The following is a 19,215-nucleotide window of genomic DNA, read 5'->3' as shown; positions in this document are numbered from 1 at the left end:
TGGAAGGGGGAGAGCTGCACCTTATGTATTTTTAGTGAATTTTCAAATTGTGGTGGTGTTATGTTTAAGTGAATTTATGAATAAAATGCACTAAACCACTAATTTGTATTTCATGAAGTAAGGGGTGGGATTGTGCAGAAAGATATAATGTTTAACAATGAGATGGGTGAAACGTTAAAAGTTATAAATAAGGGATTGAAGAAGACGACACGTCCGAAACAAATCATTGTAGTAGGGGCTGGTATGGCTGGATTAGTTTCGGCATCTTTATTAAAAGCAGCAGGGCATGAAGTAAAGGTTTTTGAAGCGAACAACCGTGTAGGTGGCCGCATAGAGACAGTTAGGATGGAAGATACTGGATTATATTTAGATGTTGGAGCGATGAGAATTCCGTATTCGCATACATTAACGATGGCATATATAAGAAAGTTTGGGCTACAGGTGAGCCCTTTTATTAATAGGAATGAGACAGATATTATATACGTAAATGGTCGGAAAACGACATTAAAACAATACGAAAAAGATCCAAGTATTTTAAGATATCCTGTGGAAATGAATGAAGTTGGGAAAACGTCTGAGGAACTATTAATGTTAGCGGTACAGCCCATTATAAATTTTATAAAAAAGAACCCAGAGAAAAATTGGGATATTGTAGTAAAGGATTTTGGGAAATATTCTACAGGTCAATTTTTAAAATATCATCCTTATCAATATAATACGTATTTTTCGCCAGTAACGATTGAGATGATAGGTGTTCTATTAGATTTAGAAGGTTTTTTAGAAAGGTCATTCGTTGAGACGTTACGTTTTTTATATATTATGCAAGAGGAGAGCGGATTTTGCGAAATAATAGGTGGGAATGATAGATTACCAAAGTCTTTTTTACCACAATTAGAAGAAAATATTATATATAATCAAAAATTAATGAAGCTTCATCAACAAGCCAATAGTGTAACAGCCTATTACCGGAACGAGGAAACTTTTGAATATAGTAGTATTACAGGGGATTTAGTTATTGTTACAATTCCTTTTTCAACAATGCGATTTGTAGAAGTAGATCCATTTGATTCGATATCTCATGCGAAGTGGAAAACAATTCGCGAATTGCATTATATGCCAGCTACAAAAATAGGAATTCAATTTAAAAGTCGTTTTTGGGAGGAACAAGGGCAATTAGGTGGGAGAATTATAACAGATCTTCCTATACGTTATGCGTATTATCCAAGTCATGGAATCGGTTCAAAAGGACCAGCCATTATGCTAGGGAGTTATACATGGTCATACGATGCATTACTATGGGATGGGTTATCAAAGGGGGATCGTATCTATTACACACTACAAAATTTAGCAACAATATTAGGTGGTCAAGTATATGATGAGTTCATGTCTGGAATATCAAAGAGTTGGACATTAGATCCATATGCGCTTGGAGGGTTTGCACTATTTCAAGCTGGCCAAGAATCAGAATTACAGCCAGTCATTGTAAAACCTGAGGGGAGAATATACTTTGCCGGAGATCATACAACGCTGTATCACGGATGGATTCAAGGTGCGATTGAATCTGGAGTGCGTGTGGCGATGGAAGTGAATGATCAAAAAGTTTAAAATTCAGAAATTTCTTTACTGTATAACTTGAGATGGATATTATTATATATAAAAGAATTATAGGGAGTGTTTACAGTGAATCCGTTATTATTCGATTTTCCTTCTGAATTTTATACTGACAGGCTTTTTATTCGAATGCCAAAACCAGGTGATGGTAAAGTTGTATATGACGCAATTCAAGCTTCAATACAAGAATTAAAACCTTGGATGGTCTTTGCACAAAAAGAGCAAACAGAGGAAGAAATAGAAGAGAGTATTAGAAAATCGCATATTCAATTTTTGCAGCGTGAGGATTTGAGATTACTAGTTTTTTCGAACGAAACAGGTGAATTTATTGCATCTGCCGGATTACATCGTATTAATTGGGATATACCTCAATTTGAAATCGGGTATTGGATTGATTCAAGGTTTAGTGGAAAGGGCTATATGGTAGAGGCTGCAAAAGGAATAACGGATTATGCTTTCACTGAACTGAAAGCAAACCGGGTAGAAATTCGTTGTGATTCTCTAAATAAGAAGAGTAGAGCGATACCAGAGAAATTAGGCTTTAAATTAGAGGGTACTTTAGAAAGCGCAAGTGTTGCGGTGGATGGAAATGGATTAAGGGATATGTGTGTATTTGCAATGACGAGAAATACGTATGAAAAAGAAGAGCTGTAAAGAACTATATAGACTAAACTAATAAGAGGATATTATGTTCAATATATGAGCATATATCCTCTTTTCCTATGCATATTATATTCGTTAATTAGATAGTAATAATTAATTAGGCTTAAAAAAGACAAGTTTGTGAAGAAATCTACTTAAACTATAGGGTGCTTTAATTGAAGATTCGCAACCAGAAATAATCAATCTTTATTATAAAAACCAAACTAGATAAATAAAGAACCAACTGTTTTGATCAAACTTTGTTTCAAAACAGTTGGTTTCTTTCTGTATAAAATCAGCGTTTGCAACTTACTTTTAATCGAACTTTATTCAAAAGCTACATATTCTTCTCTCTAAACAATCCAGGTATATATAAATTAATGCTGTTGATTGATAAAACTACGGTCTTAACATGTCTCCCTCTTTCCATGAATCGATTAATCGATTCAATCTTCTTAGCCTAGTTTCTTCTTTTTTGGCACTCATTACCCACCAAATAGAATCTCTTTTGTAAGAATCCGGAAGCTGATTAAAGAATTTCCAAGAATTTTGATTTTTTTTAATTTCATCCTCATATTCTTTTATTAAAGTAACGTTCCTATTAGCGGAAGAATAACCTGTTTGATCATTTCTTTGATTAAAAATAGTCAATCCTTCAGGCTTCATTTGATTAAGTTCTATTAATTTATGCACCTTTTGCACGTTAACTTTACTCCAGAGGCTATTAGACTTACGTGGAGTAAAGCGGATTTTATAGCTATCTTCATCAACTGTTTTTCGTATCCCATCAATCCAACCAAACGACAGTGCACAATCTACTGATTCTGACCAAGTAAGACTAGCTTTATTGGTCTTTTTTTTTGAAAAAACTACCCAAATCTCACTAGCTGTTTGGTGATGAATATCTAACGAATCAATAAATTCTGTTTGATTAATAAAAAATAAGGCTTCACTCATTTTATCAGCCATTTTAAAATCATTTGATTAAGCTCTTCAGGTCTTTCTTCTTGAATCCAATGACCAGTGTCCAAACTCTTAACGTCTATATTAGGTACAAAATCTTTTATATTTTGAAGTGGCGGAATAATATCTTTCTCGCCATATACCATCAATGTTGGCTGATGAATAATAGGAGAGACGTCACCTAATAAATGCCAATTACGATTTAGATTTCTGTACCAATTGATGCTTGGAGTGAAACCTGTCTTATTGAACCCTGAGATATAAACAGAAAGATCTTCATCACTCATAACAGGTTTACCTAATGGCTTGGTTGCTTTAGCTAGATTAATCATTTCCATTCCTTTACCAGGAACTTGTGATGGAGCATTCTTTCGATATAAGTTATTAAGAAATTGTGATGAATTTTCATCTAGTATAGCATCTGCAACACCTGGTTGTTTGTTAAAGTGAACAAAATAGTAATCGTCTCCAAAAACTTCTTCCATAAAATCAATCCAAGGTTTCTCTCCACGAACTTGATAGGGCAAGCATAAGTTAATCATTTTACGAACACGTTCTGGGTGCAGCAAAGCCATGCTCCAAACAACACTTGCACCCCAATCATGCCCCATAAAAATGGCATCTTTGTACTGATAGTGATCCAATAGAGCAACAAGATCACCGGTTAAATGTTTAATATCATATTTTGTAACTTCTTTGGGACAAGAAGATTCTCCATATCCCCGTTGATTGGGAATAATAACGTGATAACCTGCTTCTACAAGAGGAGTCACTTGATGTCTCCAAGAATAGGCATGTTCTGGCCATCCGTGGCAGAGAACGATAGGTCGCCCCCAATTTTTTTGTCCAGCTTCAAAAACTTCTAGTTTCACACCGTTAACTGAGATAAGTGTTGGTGTTGGAAATTCATAATTGTTTGTCATTTAACGTTCCTCCTAATTAAAATAAATGTGTCTTATAACAACAATATTATCACGGTGATTTGACAACAGTCTGTCAACTTTGAGAAACGCAATTAACGATATTTTTCAGCCATCAATCTGAGTTTTGAAGCAATTGCTTCACGCATTTCTTTTGGAGCTAAGACCTCTACATGCTCTCCAAAACTAAATATGAGAGAGAACAACCATTCTTTTTCGGGGAGTGTAGCTTTAACAAGAAGTTCACCTGTTTCTAACACCGAAATATCTTCTTTATTAAAAATATCCTCCACACGAGACTGCATTATGGAGGAAATCTTTAAGACAATTGTTGTCATTATTGTTTGCTCATTTAATAATGTCCTAATCTCATGATACGATTTTTCTCGACGTTCAAATGATTGATTTTCGATATAACAATCACTTATACGGGAAACTTTAAATATTCTGAAATCTTCTTTTGAAAGACAATAAGCAAATAAGTACCAAGTATAATTTTTAAATATGAGTGACATAGGTTCAACTCGTCTTTTGCTGACAATATTATTATAATTTCTGTAGTCAATCGTCAGTATATCAGTCTGTGTAATAGATTTTCTTAGCGTTTTAACTAATGACTTTTGTTCTAGAGATTCTCCAAAAGGATGTAAATCAATGATGATTTGTTCCATATGCAGCTTTAGTTCATCTGCCTTGTTTTTAGGAATGATATTTTCTAACTTTTCTATGGATGATTCTAGCTCAATGTCGTCAACCGTGGAATTAATATCTTTGAGAACAGAAAGAAGGGAGGACAGATTATTAAGAGTCAGTACTTGATGATTTAATTTATAATTTTCATAAATGCTGAATCCACCATTGTTTCCAGAGTGGGAAATGATAGGAATTCCGGCTAGATTGATTGTTTCAATATCTCGGTAAATAGTCCGAACCGACACTTCAAATTTTTGAGCCAATTCATTGGCTGTTATACGATTTCTATTAAGTAACATCACAATAATGGTTAACATACGTTCTATTTTCATTTTGTTCTCCTTAGATAAGGTTTCTTTTCATTCTACACTACACAATATGATGATACATTAAAAAAACTTTTCAAAAGAACTAATCTTTCATATACAAAAATATTATTCAAGTCTTGTATGCTTAGAGGTTCTTTTTTTACGTAACAAGTATGATAAAAGAATACTCAATACTTTTGATTGAGAAATTAAATCATGATATACTTTAAGTGCGAAACGTTATGAAATTTAGCAAGACAACACGAAAGCCAGTCCTACAGCGAATAGGACTGGCTTTTTTTTCGTTTGTTGCGAAGCCAAACGCGTGTTCAATACATGCGTCACACCATATAGTTCACCTTTTCCATTATGATTAATTGCAACGTCTAAATCATTGATAATTTGCTTCATGTATTCGAATGCAATACGCGTATTTTCATCAGTAGGTGCCCATTGATTAACTAAATCTGTTGATTCCATTGCTTCACCATTAGGATCTAAATGTACCGTACGGGCAACTTGCTTATTAGATATATAACTTGTTAAAAGGAACAAATTTATATAATCTTTTTCCAATTCTTTATTTCCTTTAATTAAATGGATTGGTGATTCATCATTGACTACTAGTGACTTCAAGTAATACTCGAAACCTTCATCGTTACTAGCTTTTTTCAATTTTGGGTCGTTCATCGGTTCGGAAAGTAATACGTTCATCTTTGAAACCCATTCTCCGATTTCAGCATTATAAATTTGGGATTCAGATGCTTCTACAATGTTGCTATTTGTTGAGTCATCTTTGTCGCTTGAATATTTAAGAGCCCCATATTCACGAACTCCAAGTGTGGCAATAAGTATAACGGCAATAGCAGCAGAACCGAATAAGATTTTTCTTTTCATTCTCAACACTACTTTCCCTAATAAAGTTAGTATAACCAATAAGAGGGGCTCTTACAAATAAACGGGAAAGGGATGGAGAAGTAATTGTAATTGAATGATTTAATTGTATTTTCTAAATAAAGATAAATTTGATTAGTAATGATATTACAACTCTTATTCAACTAACGGAGTGCTTTAGTTGAATTTTAAAGCCAAAAATAACCCACATATTAGATATGTTCTAATTTGTGGGTATCTTTTATTATGATACGTTCAAGTTAACTGACCTAAAAATAGGTGTCTCCTCGTTTTTTTATATTTAAAGAGGAAAACTATCCTATTGTAGAAATTTTATGAGAGGAGAGTGAGGAGGAATGAAAGAAGTTAGACTTTGTTTTCATTGTGGAAATAAAACACAGATGGAGTTAGTGACTACGTATAAACATAATATTCCTGAAGTTGAATATGAACCAGGTTACGGAGAAATACAAATCGGGGAATATTGGGATGTTTATAACCTTTTTCTTTGTCCAGTATGTCAGAAAGTTACATTAGAACTGAAATCCTCAAGTACTTTTGAGTGCGGACCAGATGGAACAGAATATTGGAGCGAAAAGGTATTATATCCTCTAATAGAATCTCAAGTAATAAAGTTTCCCTCCGGAGTGAAAGAGGCTTTTGAAGCAGCACATAAAGTGAGAAATATTGATGGAGCTATAACATCTCTGGCTTTAAGGAGAACACTTGAAAGAATGTGTAAGGATAAAGGTGCGGAAGGGAAAGATCTATATCGTAAATTGAAATATTTATCAGATAATGGTGTAATCCCACCGATTCTTTCAGTAATGTCTTCTATCATCAAAGATATTGGCAACGAAGCTGCACACGGTGATGATGTGGAATTTGATCAACAATTAGTAAGTTCCCTATTCAAATTTACAGAGATAATTTTGGAATATGTTTATGTAATACCAAGGCATCTAAAAAAAATTCAATTTGATATGGGCATAAGGGAAGAGGAAAATCAGAAACCAACAGTGGAGGTAACTAGCGAGTAGAAAATACTCGCTTTTTTTGATTATTTAAAAGTAAAAACAGGACACTTGTTTACTGCATTTCTAACCAAATAAAATGGGGAATAATTGATTCTATTGAAATATAAAGACTTTAAAGAAGTTGAAGAATCATTAGGGATGACTTATATATTTCTAATAGGTGTTTTTTTATATCGTATATAAATATATTCGAAAGTGATAAATTACTTATTCAACTAACGGGGGCTTTAGTAAAAGAAGAAAGGTTCTACATATTAGTCATATCTAATATGTAGAACCCTTTAATTTTTCTATCTTTTTTAAAATTAGGTCTTGATAAAATACAACAGCTCTTCTTTTTGTTTATTATGGTACAGGATGACCGTTAGAGCTTTCGAAAATTGTAAACCATTGTTGGCGGTCTAAATTAACTTTTGTTGCCATTGCAGCCGTTTTTACTCGATCTAATTTACCAGAGCCAACGATTGGCATCATTTTAGCTGGATGAGCAAGTAACCATGCATACATAACAGTATCGATGCTATCAACGCCGAGCTCAGTAGCAATTTTTTGTAAAGTTTCACGTACACGTACGGCGCGTTCTGATTGGCCAGTAAAGATTTCTCCACCAGCAAGAGGTGACCAAATCATTGGATTGATTCGTTTTTCTTGGCATAAATCAATCGTACCTTTTTCAAAATGCTCCATTTGCATCGCAGATACTTCAATTTGATTTGTAATGAGCGGGAAATCTAAATATGAACTTAACATATTAAATTGAGAAGGTAAAAAGTTAGAAACACCGAAGTGACGAACTTTTCCTTCTTGCTTTAAGCGTGAGAACGCTTCTGCCACTTCGTTTGGGTCCGTGAATGGATCAGGACGATGAATGAGCAATACATCAATATAATCTGTATGTAAGTTTTGTAATGAATCCTCCGCGCTCTTTATGATATGTTCAGCACTCGTATTGTAGTGAGCAACATATCGTTCTGGAAATTTCGGTGATGGGGGAGCGATTCCACATTTAGTGATGATTTGCATATTTTCGCGTAAGGAAGGCTTTAATTGTAACGCTTCTCCAAACAATCCTTCACACGTATACCCACCATAAATATCAGCGTGATCGAAAGTAGTAATCCCCAAATCCATACAGTCTTCAATAAAAGAAAGTAACTCTTGCTTTGGCATATTCCATTCTGCTAAACGCCAAAAACCTTGAATAATACGAGAAAATTCTAGCGTTTCGGCCATTTGAACTCGTTCCACTATAAGTACCCCCTATATGAATGAATAATATTTTTGAAAAGGCTTTCTTACTACGTATTATTATATAGTTACAGGGTCGTACATACAATAAATATGTTTTGCTACAAAAACGTTTTTCTCTATATGCTATAATGTAGAAACATATAGCTATAAGGAGATGTAAGGAATGATTCCAGTAACAATACTAACTGGTTTTCTTGGATCAGGGAAAACGACATTATTAAATCGAATTTTATCAGAGGATCACGGCAAGAAATTGGCAGTGATTGTAAATGAAATAGGGCAAATTGGTATCGATAATCAATTAATTATGAACGTTGAAGAAGAAATTATGGAAATGACAAACGGTTGTTTATGCTGTACTGTGCGTGAAGATTTACTTGTTGCTTTAAAACAATTACTGGATGTGAAAGCAGAAGGGAAAATGGACTTTGATGGATTAGTAATTGAAACAACAGGTCTTGCAAATCCAGGTCCGATTATTCAAACTTTCTTTTTAGATCCAGTTATTCAATCTGCATACCAAATTAACGGTGTTGTAACAGTTGTAGATAGCTATCATATACATAAACATTTTGAAAAGGGACTAGAAGCAAAAGAACAAATTGCCTTTGCTGATGTTGTGTTAGTTAATAAATTAGATTTAATTGAAGAAAATGAGAAAGAAAATCTCTTGCATGAACTTCAAGGAATTAACCCGACTGCAAAGTTAATCGAGGCGACTAACTGTGAGGTAGATATTCCATCGTTATTACAAATTCAAACGTTTAAAACGAAAGATACGCTGCAAATTTACCCTCATACAGAACATAACCATCTAGAAGGTGTAAAATCGTTTGTACTACGTGAAGAACGTCCATTAGATTTACAAAAATTGAATGAGTGGATGTCAGCTGTCGTTCAGGAACTAGGGGAGCATTTATATCGCTACAAAGGAATTTTATCTATTGATGGAGTAGATAAACGTATTGTTTTCCAAGGTGTGCATACGTTATTTGCTGCTTCGTACGATAGAGAGTGGCAAGAGGGCGAAGAGCGAGTAAGCGAAGTAGTTTTCATCGGAAGAGATATTAATAAAGAATGGTTCCAAGAACATTTTGAAGAATGTGTGAAATAAGTCTGCGTAAATCGCAGGCTTATTTTTTATGAGCATTTTAATGAGGTAATACTAGATTACAAAAATGAAGTATATAAGGGAAAGAAACTAAAAATAGAAAACATAACATTGATAAATGCATAATAAAAAGCCTGTTTTCACAGGCTTGTATTTTCATCTATAAGTAATTCCATTACAACACCTACAACTGGACCTTCGTCATCAATATCCCCATTTAAACGGAAGCCAAATGACTCATATAGTCCCATTGCGTGTTTGTTGTCAGGATGTAAACTTAAATAAATTATTTTACATTCGAATGTTTGTTGCAAGAATTGAATTAGTAAGCGAAGGAAACGTTTTGCGTATCCTTTTCCTTGAAATTGTTGGTCAATCATAAAACGATCTAACCATACGCTTTCATGTTTTTGGGAATACCAACCGTACATTGCGTATCCAACGAGTGTTTCTTTGTCATATAAGCCTACTGACGTTCCGTTTTCTTCATATAATGATTCCGCTAAAGAAAACGCATTGCTTTCAATAAACTGCTGCTGGTCTTTTGCTACGTCTAAAGCAGCAACTGAACGCCAATTATTTGCTGTTACTTCACAAATGTGAAGATTCATAGTTCCAACTCACCTTCTAAATTAGTATAGCTTACAAGCTAATATGGATAATTTTACTTGTTATTTTGGTCAAGTCAAGCGGAAACAGACAAAAAAGAAGCTGAATGGAATATTCAGCTTCTTATAAAAAAGTTGATTAGTTAGTAGCTTCTTTCAATGTATTTACGTTTTCTTCCATTAAAGTGAAGTAATCTTTATTGTTTTTTGCATCATCTTCAGAAATAGTAGCAAGGTGATTTAAACGTAAAATTTTTGTGCCAGTTTCTTGTTGAATAACGGATGCTACTTTTGGAGTAGAGAATGTTTCAAATAAAATATATTTTAGACCGTGCTCTTTTACTGTTTTTGTAATGTCAGCAAGCTGTTTTTGAGATGGTTCATCAGATGCTGAAATTCCAGCGATTGGAATTTGTTTCAAACCGTATCGTTGTTCCCAGTAGCCGTAAGCTGCGTGTGAAACTAATATTTCTTTCGTTTTTGCATTTGCAACAACTGCTTTAAATTGATCATCTAAATCAGTAAATTTTGTTTGTAGTGCTGCAAAGTTTTTTTCGAACTCTTTTTTATGTTCAGGCTGTAATTCTACAAGTGCATTTTTAATTTTTTCTGCTTGTTTCATCGCAAGAGTAGGGTCTATCCAAACGTGTGGGTCTTTATCGTGATGATGTTCATCTTCTTTATGACCGTCTCCATGATCGTGCTGCTCTTCTTCAGATGAAGCACGAAGTTCGATATCTTTAGATGCATTTACAATTTTTACGTTTTCTTTTTTTAATGATTTTTCCATTTTTTCGGCAAATGGTTCTAATTCTGCGCCGTTATAAACAAATAAATCGGCTTTTGCCACTTGTACAGTCTGCTTTTGACTTGGTTCAAATGTATGAGAATCCGCACCAGGTGGGTAAATTGTTTCTACATTTACATAATCACCACCGATTTTTTTTGCAAAGTCAGCGAGTGGGAAAATGGTTGTATAAACAGAAAGTTTCCCATCTTTTTTCGCTGCACTATCTTTGTTGTTAGAACATCCGACGAAAGATGAGTGTGAAAATAAGTATAAATGAAAATAGAGCTAATTTTTTAGGCATATAATTCTCCTCTTTTCTTTTTTACAATTATATTTTCTCCAAATATAAGAAGAAAATATCGTTTTAATACAAAACGGAATAATTACGTTTTAGGTTGCGAACCTAGTATAATACATCTTTATGAAAGTTGCAATAAATAATAATCATTACGATTTGATTTTGTAATAAATCTGTCAAAAAGAAAGGTATTAATTTTTATGATTGGTGCATATGTGACAATGTTACTTTCATATATTGGGAGGGAGCAGAAAAAAGGGGATGAGCGCTTGGGTTACTTCATGGAAGCTATCTTATTAATACTTGCGGTTGTTTTGCCATTATCTTTTGTTTTAATTTTTTTAAGAAGACTAATAAGTAATTTAGGGGATGCTACAACAATTACAAAATTGCCAGCAGAAGAAAAAGAAGAGAAAAAAGAGTAAGTAAAGCACTATGCACACGCATAGTGCTTTACTTATGGTAAAATGGGAGAACGGAAACTCCTGTTAGCGACGATTAGCTATAGGAGAGAATAGTAAATAAAGAGGTATACACATATATGAATAAGCGAACAGCGTTAGTACTTGGCGCAAGTGGGTTAGTTGGACAAGAAATAACGCGACTATTACTTGACTCAGATTACTACGATTCGGTTACTATTTTTGTAAGGGAACCATTACAATTACAGCATGAGAAATTGCAACAGAAACAGGTGGATTTTTCAGTATTAGAGGAATACAAAGAATTTTTTGCAGTAGATGATGTTTTTAGTTGCTTAGGAACAACGATAAAAAAAGCGAAGTCGAAGTCGAATTTTAAAAAAGTAGATTATGAATATACATTACGAGCTGCCTGCTTAGCTGAAAAACAAGGCGTGCAAAATTTTCTTGTTATTTCATCAATGGGAGCAAAACCTAAATCATTTTTCTTTTACTCGCAAGTGAAGGGGAAAATGGAAGAGGAGCTGAAAAAGCTAGTTATTGGTGGCATACATATTTTCAGGCCGTCATTATTAGTTGGAAATCGACAAGAATATCGTTTTGGGGAAAGAATGGCTGAGAAATTATCTCGTATTCTTCCGTTTGTATTTAAAGGGGCTTTTAAAAAGTATAAACCAATTTCAGCTAAAGATGTGGCGAAAGGAATGTATATAACAGCGCTGCGTGAAGAATCTGGTATTCATATTTATAGTTCAAACGATATTATAGAGATAAAATAAATAAAACCGAGAGGAATAACTTCTCGGTTTTATTTATTAGTTTTAATTTTTCCAGGTGCTCGTCGGTACTGATAGGGTTCTTTTAATTCAAAGCCAAGTTCATTGGCAGCTATTCTTGGGAAGTATGGATTACGAAGTAACTCGCGTCCGATAAAAATTAAATCTGCTTCGTTATTATTTAAAATTTGCTCTGCTTGTGATCCGGTTGTAATTAATCCTACCGCACCAGTCGCGATGTCAACATGCCCCTTAATATGTTTAGCATATTGTACTTGGTAACCAGGATACACATCAATATGTGCGGGTACAACAGCACCAGAACTACAATCGATTAAATCTACCCCTTGTTCTTTCATCCATCCTGTATACTGCACATAATCTTGAACTGTTAACCCGTCAGGATGATAATCATTTGCTGAAATACGAACAAATAACGGTCCGTTCCAAACTTCATTTACAGAGTCAATGATTTCGCGTAAGAAACGATAGCGATTTTCAGGTGAACCCCCGTATTCATCAGTCCGCTTATTTGAAAGCGGAGAAAGAAATTCATTAATAAGATAACCGTGAGCACCATGTAATTCAATAACGTCAAATCCCGCTTGTTTTGAACGTAACGCAGCTTTTTGAAAAGCTAATACGGTGTCTTTAATTTGTTGCTTACTCATTTCCACGGGTATTTTCATTCCATCGTTAAACGGAATTGCTGAAGGAGCTAAAGCGTCCGTTTCTAATTCAGCCTTTCTTCCGGCATGAGCGAGTTGAATGGCAGCTTTTGCGCCGTTATCATGTATAAATGCCGTCGTCTTATGTAAGCCTTCAATTAGATTATCATCCCAAATGCCTAAGTCTTTGTTAGAAATACGCCCTTCAGGTAACACAGCTGTTGCTTCAATCATAACTAAGCCTACTTGGCCAGCAGCCCTGGTTCCATAATGAATGAGATGAAAATTGGTTACTCGGCCATCCTCATTCTCTGATGAATACATACACATAGGCGACATAACGATACGGTTTTTTAGCGTAACGTCCTTAATTGTATAAGGTGAAAAAAGTTGAAGCTCCATCAAATATCCCCCTTGATTGAATTTTCTTACATTGTATCATCCTCTTTTTTGTTTCCCTAATAAAACGCTTATACGAAAAATTTTGTCTATTCGTGTTACAATGGCTAATATGAATTGAATTGGAGGATGACATATGTATCAGGCTTATTATGAAAGTGAATTAGGTTTGCTGGAAATTACAGCGAATACGAAAGGGATTACGTCTGTTATATTTGTTGAAGAAAGAAAAGAAGAACATAAAAATGAACTTGTTGAACAATGTATAAATGAATTAGATGAATACTTTGAAGGAAAAAGAAAAGAGTTTACAGTTCCATTGTCTGCTGAAGGAACACCATTCCAAAAGAATGTATGGGAAGCACTTTACACCGTACCGTATGGCGTAAGTGCTTCATATTTAGATATTGCAGATAAGGTTGGGAATACGAAAGCTGTACGAGCGATAGGAGGGGCAAATAGCCGGAATCCAATTTCAATTATCGTTCCATGTCATCGTGTAATAGGAAAGAGTGGAAAACTTGTTGGGTATGCAGGTGGTTTATGGAGGAAAGAGTGGTTATTGAAGCATGAAGGCATATTAAAATGAAGTATGGATGGAAAGAGGGATTGTTTTGAAATGTATAAATTGTGGGCGACCTTGTATTAATGATCAGTTGAATTGTGCAAATTGTCAACGGAACTTGCATAATAAACAAGGTGAAGAAAGCTCGCTAATAGACAAAGAATTAGAAGTATATGTAGGGAGACAATATCCATATTACAAAAGAAAATGGGAGCTTGAGAATAAGCGAATTGCTAGGTGGAGCTGGAATGGTTTGGCTGCTATTTTCAATGTAGGTTGGCTTGGATATCGTAAGTATTATTTACCTGCTGCTTTATTTATACTGTTATTAGTAGCATGTGATGCATTTTCTTATTATATGGGGTTCAACGTAGCATTGCCAATCATTAATATGGTGCCTCTTACGTTTTTATTACTCATTTTCATTCTATTTGGGATGGGGATTTTTGCAAATGGATTATATTATCAATTTGCAGAAAGGCGTATATATCGAATAAAAGCACGGGGAATTAAAGATGAATCGGTTGAAAATTATCTGATCCGTGATAGTGGTGGAACGAGTAAAATGGGAGCAACAATCGTTACTATTTTAGCAGTTGCTAGTATTTTTTTCAGTCATTTCTTTTTTCCGACTGATCGAGATATTATACAAAAAGTACGTACAAGTTCGCTTTATGAATATCCGTTCTTTTCGATTGGTGAATCGTTCGAAAATTATTTTCAAAATTCAGGATGGATATACTATCGGGGAACGGAAGGATTAGAATTAGTAGAATTTCAGGGGGAGAGTCCTGAGATGCCAAGGAAAAAGGTGAGAATTCAATTTATTGTTGATTATAAATTGGGAGAAGTGGAACCATATTCACTTACGATTAACGGTGAATCTAAAAATGAAGAAGAGTTTTTGAAGATAATGGAGGAAATATTTAAAGTTCAAAATCCATTTGATATAGAGGATGGCTTACAAGTAAATGCTATTCAACAAAGCGGAGGGAAAGCAATTTCTGACCGCTTTTTTCTTTTTATGAAAATAAATATTTAAAATAATCAGAATTTTTTGTATAATAAAATATATTATACAAGTTTTAACTTATACATATAGATTGGGGGAAGGAAGAATGAAGAGAAAGGTAACAACGATTGCTGCAGTTGCATTATCGGCTAGTGTACTGGTTGCGGGATGTGGGAATGGGGAGAAGGCTTCGACAACGAAGAAAGAATCAAGTAAGGGAATGGCAGATAAACAAGTTTTAAATTTGCTAGAAACAGCTGAAATTCCTTCAATGGATACATCTAAATCAACAGATTCTGTATCTTTCCGTGTATTTGTAAATGCAATGGAAGGATTATATCGTCTAGATAAAGATAATAAACCAACTCCAGGTATGGCCAAAGACGTGAAGATTAGTGAAGATAAAAAGACATATACATTTGAATTACGTGATGCAAAATGGTCAAATGGTGATCCAGTTCGAGCACAAGATTTTGTATATGCATGGCAACGTACATTAGATAAAGCAATAGCAGCAGAATATGCATTTATTTTATTTGATGTGAAAAATGCACAGAAAGTAAATAAAGGAGAAGTACCGTCGGATCAATTAGGTGTTAAAGCGAAGGATGATAAAACGTTGGTAGTAGAATTAGAGCAACCAGCACCTTATTTCCTTGAGCTTACTTCGTTCCCTACATTCTTCCCATTAAATGAAAAGTATGTAAAAGGACAAGGGGATAAATACGGATTAGAAGCAGATAAATTATTGTACAATGGACCATTTACAATGAGTGAATGGAAACATGAACAAAGTTACCAGTTAAAGAAAAACCCAAATTATTGGGATAAAGATGCTGTAAAATTACAAGAAATTAATGTGGGTATAGTAAAAGAGACAAGTACTGGGGTAAATTTATATGATAGTGATCAAGCAGACCGTGTCATTTTAAGTTCTGAGTTTGTAGACAAATATAAAAAGAATAAACCAGATGAATTTAAAACGAAGCTAGACCCACGTATGTATTTCCTACGTTTTAATCAAAAAAATGCAACGTTTAAAAATCAAAAGGTTCGTGAGGCGATTGATTTAGCGTACGATAAAAAAGGAATTGCGGATGTAATTTTGAATGATGGATCATTGCCAGCGTATTTCTTAGTACCTGAAAAGTTTACGACAGGACCAGATGGAAAAGACTTCCGTACTGTAAATAAAAATTTCCGTGACAGTAAAGATAATGCTACGAAAGCAAAAAAACTGTGGGAAGAAGCGAAGAAAGAACTTGGTCAAGATACAATTACAGTAGAATTACTAAATGATGATAACGGTAGTCGTAAAAAAGTGGGCGACTTTATTAAAGAAGAATTAGAGAAAAACTTACCTGGTATTAAAGTGAATTTGAAGCAACAACCATATAAGCAGAAGTTAGATTTAGAAAAGAAATTTGAATATGAATTCTCATTATCTGCATGGAGTCCAGATTATCCAGACCCAATGACATATATTGATATGTTCGTTACTGGAAGCTCATTTAATGAAATGGATTATTCAAATCCGAAGTACGATGATTTAGTAACAAAATCAAAAGGAGAACTACTAAAAGATGACGCAGCACGCTGGAAAGCACTTGCAGAAGCTGAAAAAATCTTAATTGGTCAAGATGCTGCAATCTCTCCTACGTACCAACAAAGTACAGCTTACTTAGAGAAGACGTATGTAAATGGTATTGCTAACCATACGTTCGGTGGCGACTTTAGTTATAAATGGGCATATATTACAAAGAAATAGTATAATAAAAGATGAGTGAATTTTCGCTCATCTTTTATTTGTTTAGGGAGGAACGTGGAGTGTTGAAAGGAATCAATCATCTTTGTTTTTCAGTATCAAATTTAGAAAACGCTATTATGTTTTATGAAAGAGTGCTAGAAGGAGAACTATTAGTTAAAGGGAGAAAACTTGCATATTTCAATATATGTGGAGTATGGATAGCACTGAACGAAGAGGCACATATTCCAAGAAAGGAGATTCATCAATCTTATACGCACCTCGCATTTTCTGTTGAACAAGAAGACTTTGAACGCTTACTGCAGCGATTAGAAGAAAATAAAGTTCATATTTTACAAGGAAGAGAGCGTGATGTGAGAGATTGTGAGTCTATATATTTTGTTGATCCTGATGGTCATAAATTTGAGTTGCATTCAGGGACGTTACAAGACCGTCTAAATTATTATAGGGAAGAAAAACCTCATATGACATTTTACTAAGGGGGGAAGAAGTTGCATGCACTTGTAATTGGTGGAACAGGAATGTTAAAGAAAGTTTCTATGTGGCTTTGTGATCAAGGATTTCGTGTGTCTGTTATTGGACGAGATGAAGTGAAATTAGAAAATGTTAAGCAAGCTAGTTCGGCACCAGAAAATATTACATGTCTTCCTTTAGATTATCAAAATGACGATGGTCTAAAGCGATCTATTACAAATACAATTGAACAGAATGGTCCAATTACATTAGTAGTTGCATGGGTACATTCGAGTGCTAAGCATGCATTACGACTCATTTGTAATGAAGTTGAATTGTCATCGGAAAAGTATAGTTTATTTCATATATTAGGTAGTAGTGCATCGCGTACGAAGTCACAAAAAATAGGTGGGACATTATGTAGTTATTATAGAATTATATTAGGGTTTATTTTAGAAGATACATATGCAAGATGGCTTACTCATGAAGAGATTGCTGACGGAGTTATAAAAGGAATTGAAAGTAAATGCACAGAATGGATTGTAGGGAGAGTAGAGCCGTGGGAATCGCGGCCAAAATGGTAAGGGGGCATGTGAAATGAAGACAACGGTATATGTAACAAGGCACGGTGAAACAGAATGGAATGTAGCAGGGCGGATGCAAGGACGGAAAAATTCAGCATTAACAGAGAATGGTATGATACAAGCGAAACAATTAGGGGAGCGTATGAAGGATTTACCACTCCATGCCATATATAGTAGTCCAAGCGAAAGAACGCTTCATACTGCTGAATTGATTAAAGGGGAACGCGATCTTCCAATTATAGAAGATGAACGTTTCTATGAAATAAACATGGGGATATGGGAAGGGCAAACAATTGCTGACTTGGAAATGCAATATCCAGAAGAAGTACATTTATTTTGGAATGAACCACATCTTTTTCAGTCAACATCAGGGGAAAACTTTGCGGCCGTTCATAAAAGAGTAATTGAAGGGATACACTTTCTTTTAGAAAAGCATAAAGGAGAAAATATTTTAATAGTTACTCATGCTGCAGCAGCGAAATTACTCGTAGGGCATTTTGCAGGTTTTGAAATTGAACATGTATGGGAAGAGCCATTTATGCATAGCGCGAGTCTTAGTGTGATTGAATTTGATGAAAACCGTGGTAAAGTAAAACAATTTGCAGATATAAGTCATTTTCAGTAAACGTAAAAAAGGTCGCAAAGCGACCTTTTTTGGTGGACATAAAAAACTAGCAATTACGTTTTTTATACCAGAAGTGATCGAATTTCTTATTCTTGCAAGAAGAAGACTTGTGTCTGCTATCTTTGCAATCGTCCCATTTGTGCCCATCATCATGACAGTCCTTACCATGATCACAATCATCATCGCAAGAGCGACCGTGTCCGTGAGGGAAGAATTCGCATTTTTTACAGAAACTTCGTTTTGTCCAGAAAAATTTCTTTTCAAAGCGTATGCATTTTGTAACGAAAGTACAATGCTTTCTGCGAGTACGTTTTGTAACTAAAACGCATTCTTTTCTACGCGTCACTTTTGTAACGAACGTCCATTTTTGAACGCGCACACGAGTGCATTTCGTAACAAACGTCCATTTTTTAACATGAGTACATTTTGTAACGAAAGTACAATGTTTTACGCGAGTACATCTTGTTCTTGGACATTTACGCCCTGTTGTACATTTACGCCCTGTTGTACATTTACACCCTGTTGTACATTTATGATGAGAGAATTTATCATCATCGCACTCAAAAGTACTTGGATCTTGGTGTAAGAAATCCTCCATACCAGCACTTTTGATTTCTTCAACAGCTTTTCTAATATCACGTTTCATAGAAATCCTCCTTATCGAGTGTTAAATTGAAAAGGTATTCTTTTTCCTTAACATAATATGAGATTCGACTTCTTTCTGAACAGGACAAGAGTGTAATTTTATATAAATAGATGATAGCGGATGTATGGACAAGACAAGGCGCATACATTGAATGAAGAGAACTGAGAAGGGATG

20 protein-coding genes and 1 pseudogene are annotated in these 19,215 nt (G+C 34.6%); 12 read left to right on the top strand and 9 right to left on the bottom strand.

What is annotated here, in order from left to right; translation table 11 throughout:
• Positions 1 to 132 precede the first annotated feature (132 nt).
• The gene (locus JFU18_RS05645) at positions 133 to 1,605 is read left to right on the top strand and encodes a flavin monoamine oxidase family protein (protein ID WP_201033664.1); all 1,473 of its coding nucleotides are present in this window, start codon (positions 133 to 135) and stop codon (positions 1,603 to 1,605) included.
• 75 nt (positions 1,606 to 1,680) lie between these two features.
• Entirely contained in the window at positions 1,681 to 2,265 is a 585-nt protein-coding gene (locus JFU18_RS05640; protein WP_002126982.1) for a GNAT family N-acetyltransferase, read from the top strand.
• 387 nt (positions 2,266 to 2,652) lie between these two features.
• Here the strand turns inward: JFU18_RS05640 and JFU18_RS05635 are convergent, their stop codons facing one another.
• The 4 genes from JFU18_RS05635 to JFU18_RS05620 all read right to left on the bottom strand — a co-directional run bounded on the left by JFU18_RS05635 (position 2,653) and on the right by JFU18_RS05620 (position 6,034).
• Positions 2,653 to 3,222 carry a YdeI/OmpD-associated family protein gene (locus JFU18_RS05635; RefSeq protein ID WP_242486438.1) on the bottom strand — a complete coding sequence of 190 codons (570 nt, stop codon included), beginning with the start codon at positions 3,220 to 3,222 and terminating at the stop codon, positions 2,653 to 2,655.
• Positions 3,207 to 4,139, bottom strand: coding sequence for an alpha/beta fold hydrolase (locus JFU18_RS05630; RefSeq protein ID WP_098635367.1), 933 nt, complete (start codon positions 4,137 to 4,139; stop codon positions 3,207 to 3,209). Before JFU18_RS05630 ends, JFU18_RS05635 begins: the two co-directional genes overlap by 16 nt.
• Before the next feature lie 92 nt (positions 4,140 to 4,231).
• Positions 4,232 to 5,161: a helix-turn-helix transcriptional regulator gene (locus JFU18_RS05625; protein ID WP_061675446.1), complete on the bottom strand. Its 930-nt coding sequence runs from the start codon at positions 5,159 to 5,161 to the stop codon at positions 4,232 to 4,234.
• 225 nt (positions 5,162 to 5,386) lie between these two features.
• The gene (locus JFU18_RS05620) at positions 5,387 to 6,034 is read right to left on the bottom strand and encodes a hypothetical protein (protein WP_157404896.1); all 648 of its coding nucleotides are present in this window, start codon (positions 6,032 to 6,034) and stop codon (positions 5,387 to 5,389) included.
• Between the two features lie 353 nt (positions 6,035 to 6,387).
• On the opposite strand from JFU18_RS05620, the gene JFU18_RS05615 reads away from it, so the two are divergent.
• Complete coding sequence (locus JFU18_RS05615) at positions 6,388 to 7,071, top strand: DUF4145 domain-containing protein (RefSeq protein WP_085310583.1); 684 nt, start codon at positions 6,388 to 6,390, stop codon at positions 7,069 to 7,071.
• Positions 7,072 to 7,413: 342 nt separating this feature from the next.
• Here JFU18_RS05615 and JFU18_RS05610 read toward each other — a convergent pair whose 3' ends face one another.
• Complete coding sequence (locus tag JFU18_RS05610; RefSeq protein ID WP_002141394.1) at positions 7,414 to 8,316, bottom strand: aldo/keto reductase; 903 nt, start codon at positions 8,314 to 8,316, stop codon at positions 7,414 to 7,416.
• A gap of 166 nt (positions 8,317 to 8,482) precedes the next feature.
• Here JFU18_RS05610 and JFU18_RS05605 point away from each other — a divergent pair, with 166 nt between their 5' ends.
• On the top strand, positions 8,483 to 9,433 hold the full coding sequence (locus JFU18_RS05605) for a CobW family GTP-binding protein (RefSeq protein ID WP_002086082.1): 951 nt from the start codon (positions 8,483 to 8,485) through the stop codon (positions 9,431 to 9,433).
• A 137-nt stretch (positions 9,434 to 9,570) separates the two neighbouring features.
• On the opposite strand, the gene JFU18_RS05600 is transcribed toward JFU18_RS05605, so the two are convergent.
• Together JFU18_RS05600 and JFU18_RS05595 are read right to left on the bottom strand one after the other, a co-directional pair.
• Positions 9,571 to 10,041: a GNAT family N-acetyltransferase gene (locus JFU18_RS05600; RefSeq protein ID WP_201033666.1), complete on the bottom strand. Its 471-nt coding sequence runs from the start codon at positions 10,039 to 10,041 to the stop codon at positions 9,571 to 9,573.
• 136 nt (positions 10,042 to 10,177) lie between these two features.
• Positions 10,178 to 11,129, bottom strand: a pseudogene (locus JFU18_RS05595) (metal ABC transporter substrate-binding protein).
• Between the two features lie 197 nt (positions 11,130 to 11,326).
• Between JFU18_RS05595 and JFU18_RS05590 the strand changes: the two are divergent.
• A complete protein-coding gene (locus JFU18_RS05590) occupies positions 11,327 to 11,551 on the top strand; it encodes a hypothetical protein (protein ID WP_002012427.1) in 225 nt (74 codons plus the stop codon).
• Positions 11,552 to 11,667: 116 nt separating this feature from the next.
• Positions 11,668 to 12,327, top strand: a complete 660-nt coding sequence (locus tag JFU18_RS05585; RefSeq protein ID WP_085310591.1) for an oxidoreductase — start codon at positions 11,668 to 11,670, stop codon at positions 12,325 to 12,327.
• A 29-nt stretch (positions 12,328 to 12,356) separates the two neighbouring features.
• Here JFU18_RS05585 and namA read toward each other — a convergent pair whose 3' ends face one another.
• A complete protein-coding gene (namA, locus tag JFU18_RS05580; protein ID WP_085310593.1) occupies positions 12,357 to 13,394 on the bottom strand; it encodes an NADPH dehydrogenase NamA in 1,038 nt (345 codons plus the stop codon).
• A 133-nt stretch (positions 13,395 to 13,527) separates the two neighbouring features.
• Between namA and JFU18_RS05575 the strand changes: the two genes are divergently transcribed.
• The 6 genes from JFU18_RS05575 (at position 13,528) to JFU18_RS05550 (ending at position 18,395) form a co-directional block, all read left to right on the top strand.
• Positions 13,528 to 13,980, top strand: coding sequence for a methylated-DNA--[protein]-cysteine S-methyltransferase (locus JFU18_RS05575; RefSeq protein ID WP_002031467.1), 453 nt, complete (start codon positions 13,528 to 13,530; stop codon positions 13,978 to 13,980).
• Positions 13,981 to 13,987: 7 nt separating this feature from the next.
• The gene (locus JFU18_RS05570; protein ID WP_201033667.1) at positions 13,988 to 14,998 is read left to right on the top strand and encodes a DUF2628 domain-containing protein; all 1,011 of its coding nucleotides are present in this window, start codon (positions 13,988 to 13,990) and stop codon (positions 14,996 to 14,998) included.
• A 76-nt stretch (positions 14,999 to 15,074) separates the two neighbouring features.
• Entirely contained in the window at positions 15,075 to 16,736 is a 1,662-nt protein-coding gene (locus JFU18_RS05565; RefSeq protein WP_085310597.1) for a peptide ABC transporter substrate-binding protein, read from the top strand.
• Positions 16,737 to 16,795: 59 nt separating this feature from the next.
• A complete protein-coding gene (gene fosB, locus JFU18_RS05560; protein WP_201033668.1) occupies positions 16,796 to 17,212 on the top strand; it encodes a FosBx1 family fosfomycin resistance bacillithiol transferase in 417 nt (138 codons plus the stop codon).
• 12 nt (positions 17,213 to 17,224) lie between these two features.
• Complete coding sequence (locus JFU18_RS05555) at positions 17,225 to 17,770, top strand: short-chain dehydrogenase (protein ID WP_002031473.1); 546 nt, start codon at positions 17,225 to 17,227, stop codon at positions 17,768 to 17,770.
• Between the two features lie 13 nt (positions 17,771 to 17,783).
• Positions 17,784 to 18,395, top strand: coding sequence for a phosphoserine phosphatase 1 (locus JFU18_RS05550; RefSeq protein WP_002012438.1), 612 nt, complete (start codon positions 17,784 to 17,786; stop codon positions 18,393 to 18,395).
• Between the two features lie 46 nt (positions 18,396 to 18,441).
• Here JFU18_RS05550 and exsB read toward each other — a convergent pair whose 3' ends face one another.
• On the bottom strand, positions 18,442 to 19,041 hold the full coding sequence (gene exsB / locus JFU18_RS05545) for an exosporium protein ExsB (RefSeq protein WP_201033669.1): 600 nt from the start codon (positions 19,039 to 19,041) through the stop codon (positions 18,442 to 18,444).
• Positions 19,042 to 19,215: the final 174 nt, after the last annotated feature.

The sequence above is a fragment of the Bacillus sp. TH22 genome, assembly GCF_016651015.1.
In the GTDB taxonomy this organism is placed as follows: domain Bacteria; phylum Bacillota; class Bacilli; order Bacillales; family Bacillaceae_G; genus Bacillus_A; species Bacillus_A mycoides.
Note: the sequence above shows the minus strand (reverse complement) of the source record. Positions and strands in the feature narration are given on the sequence as shown.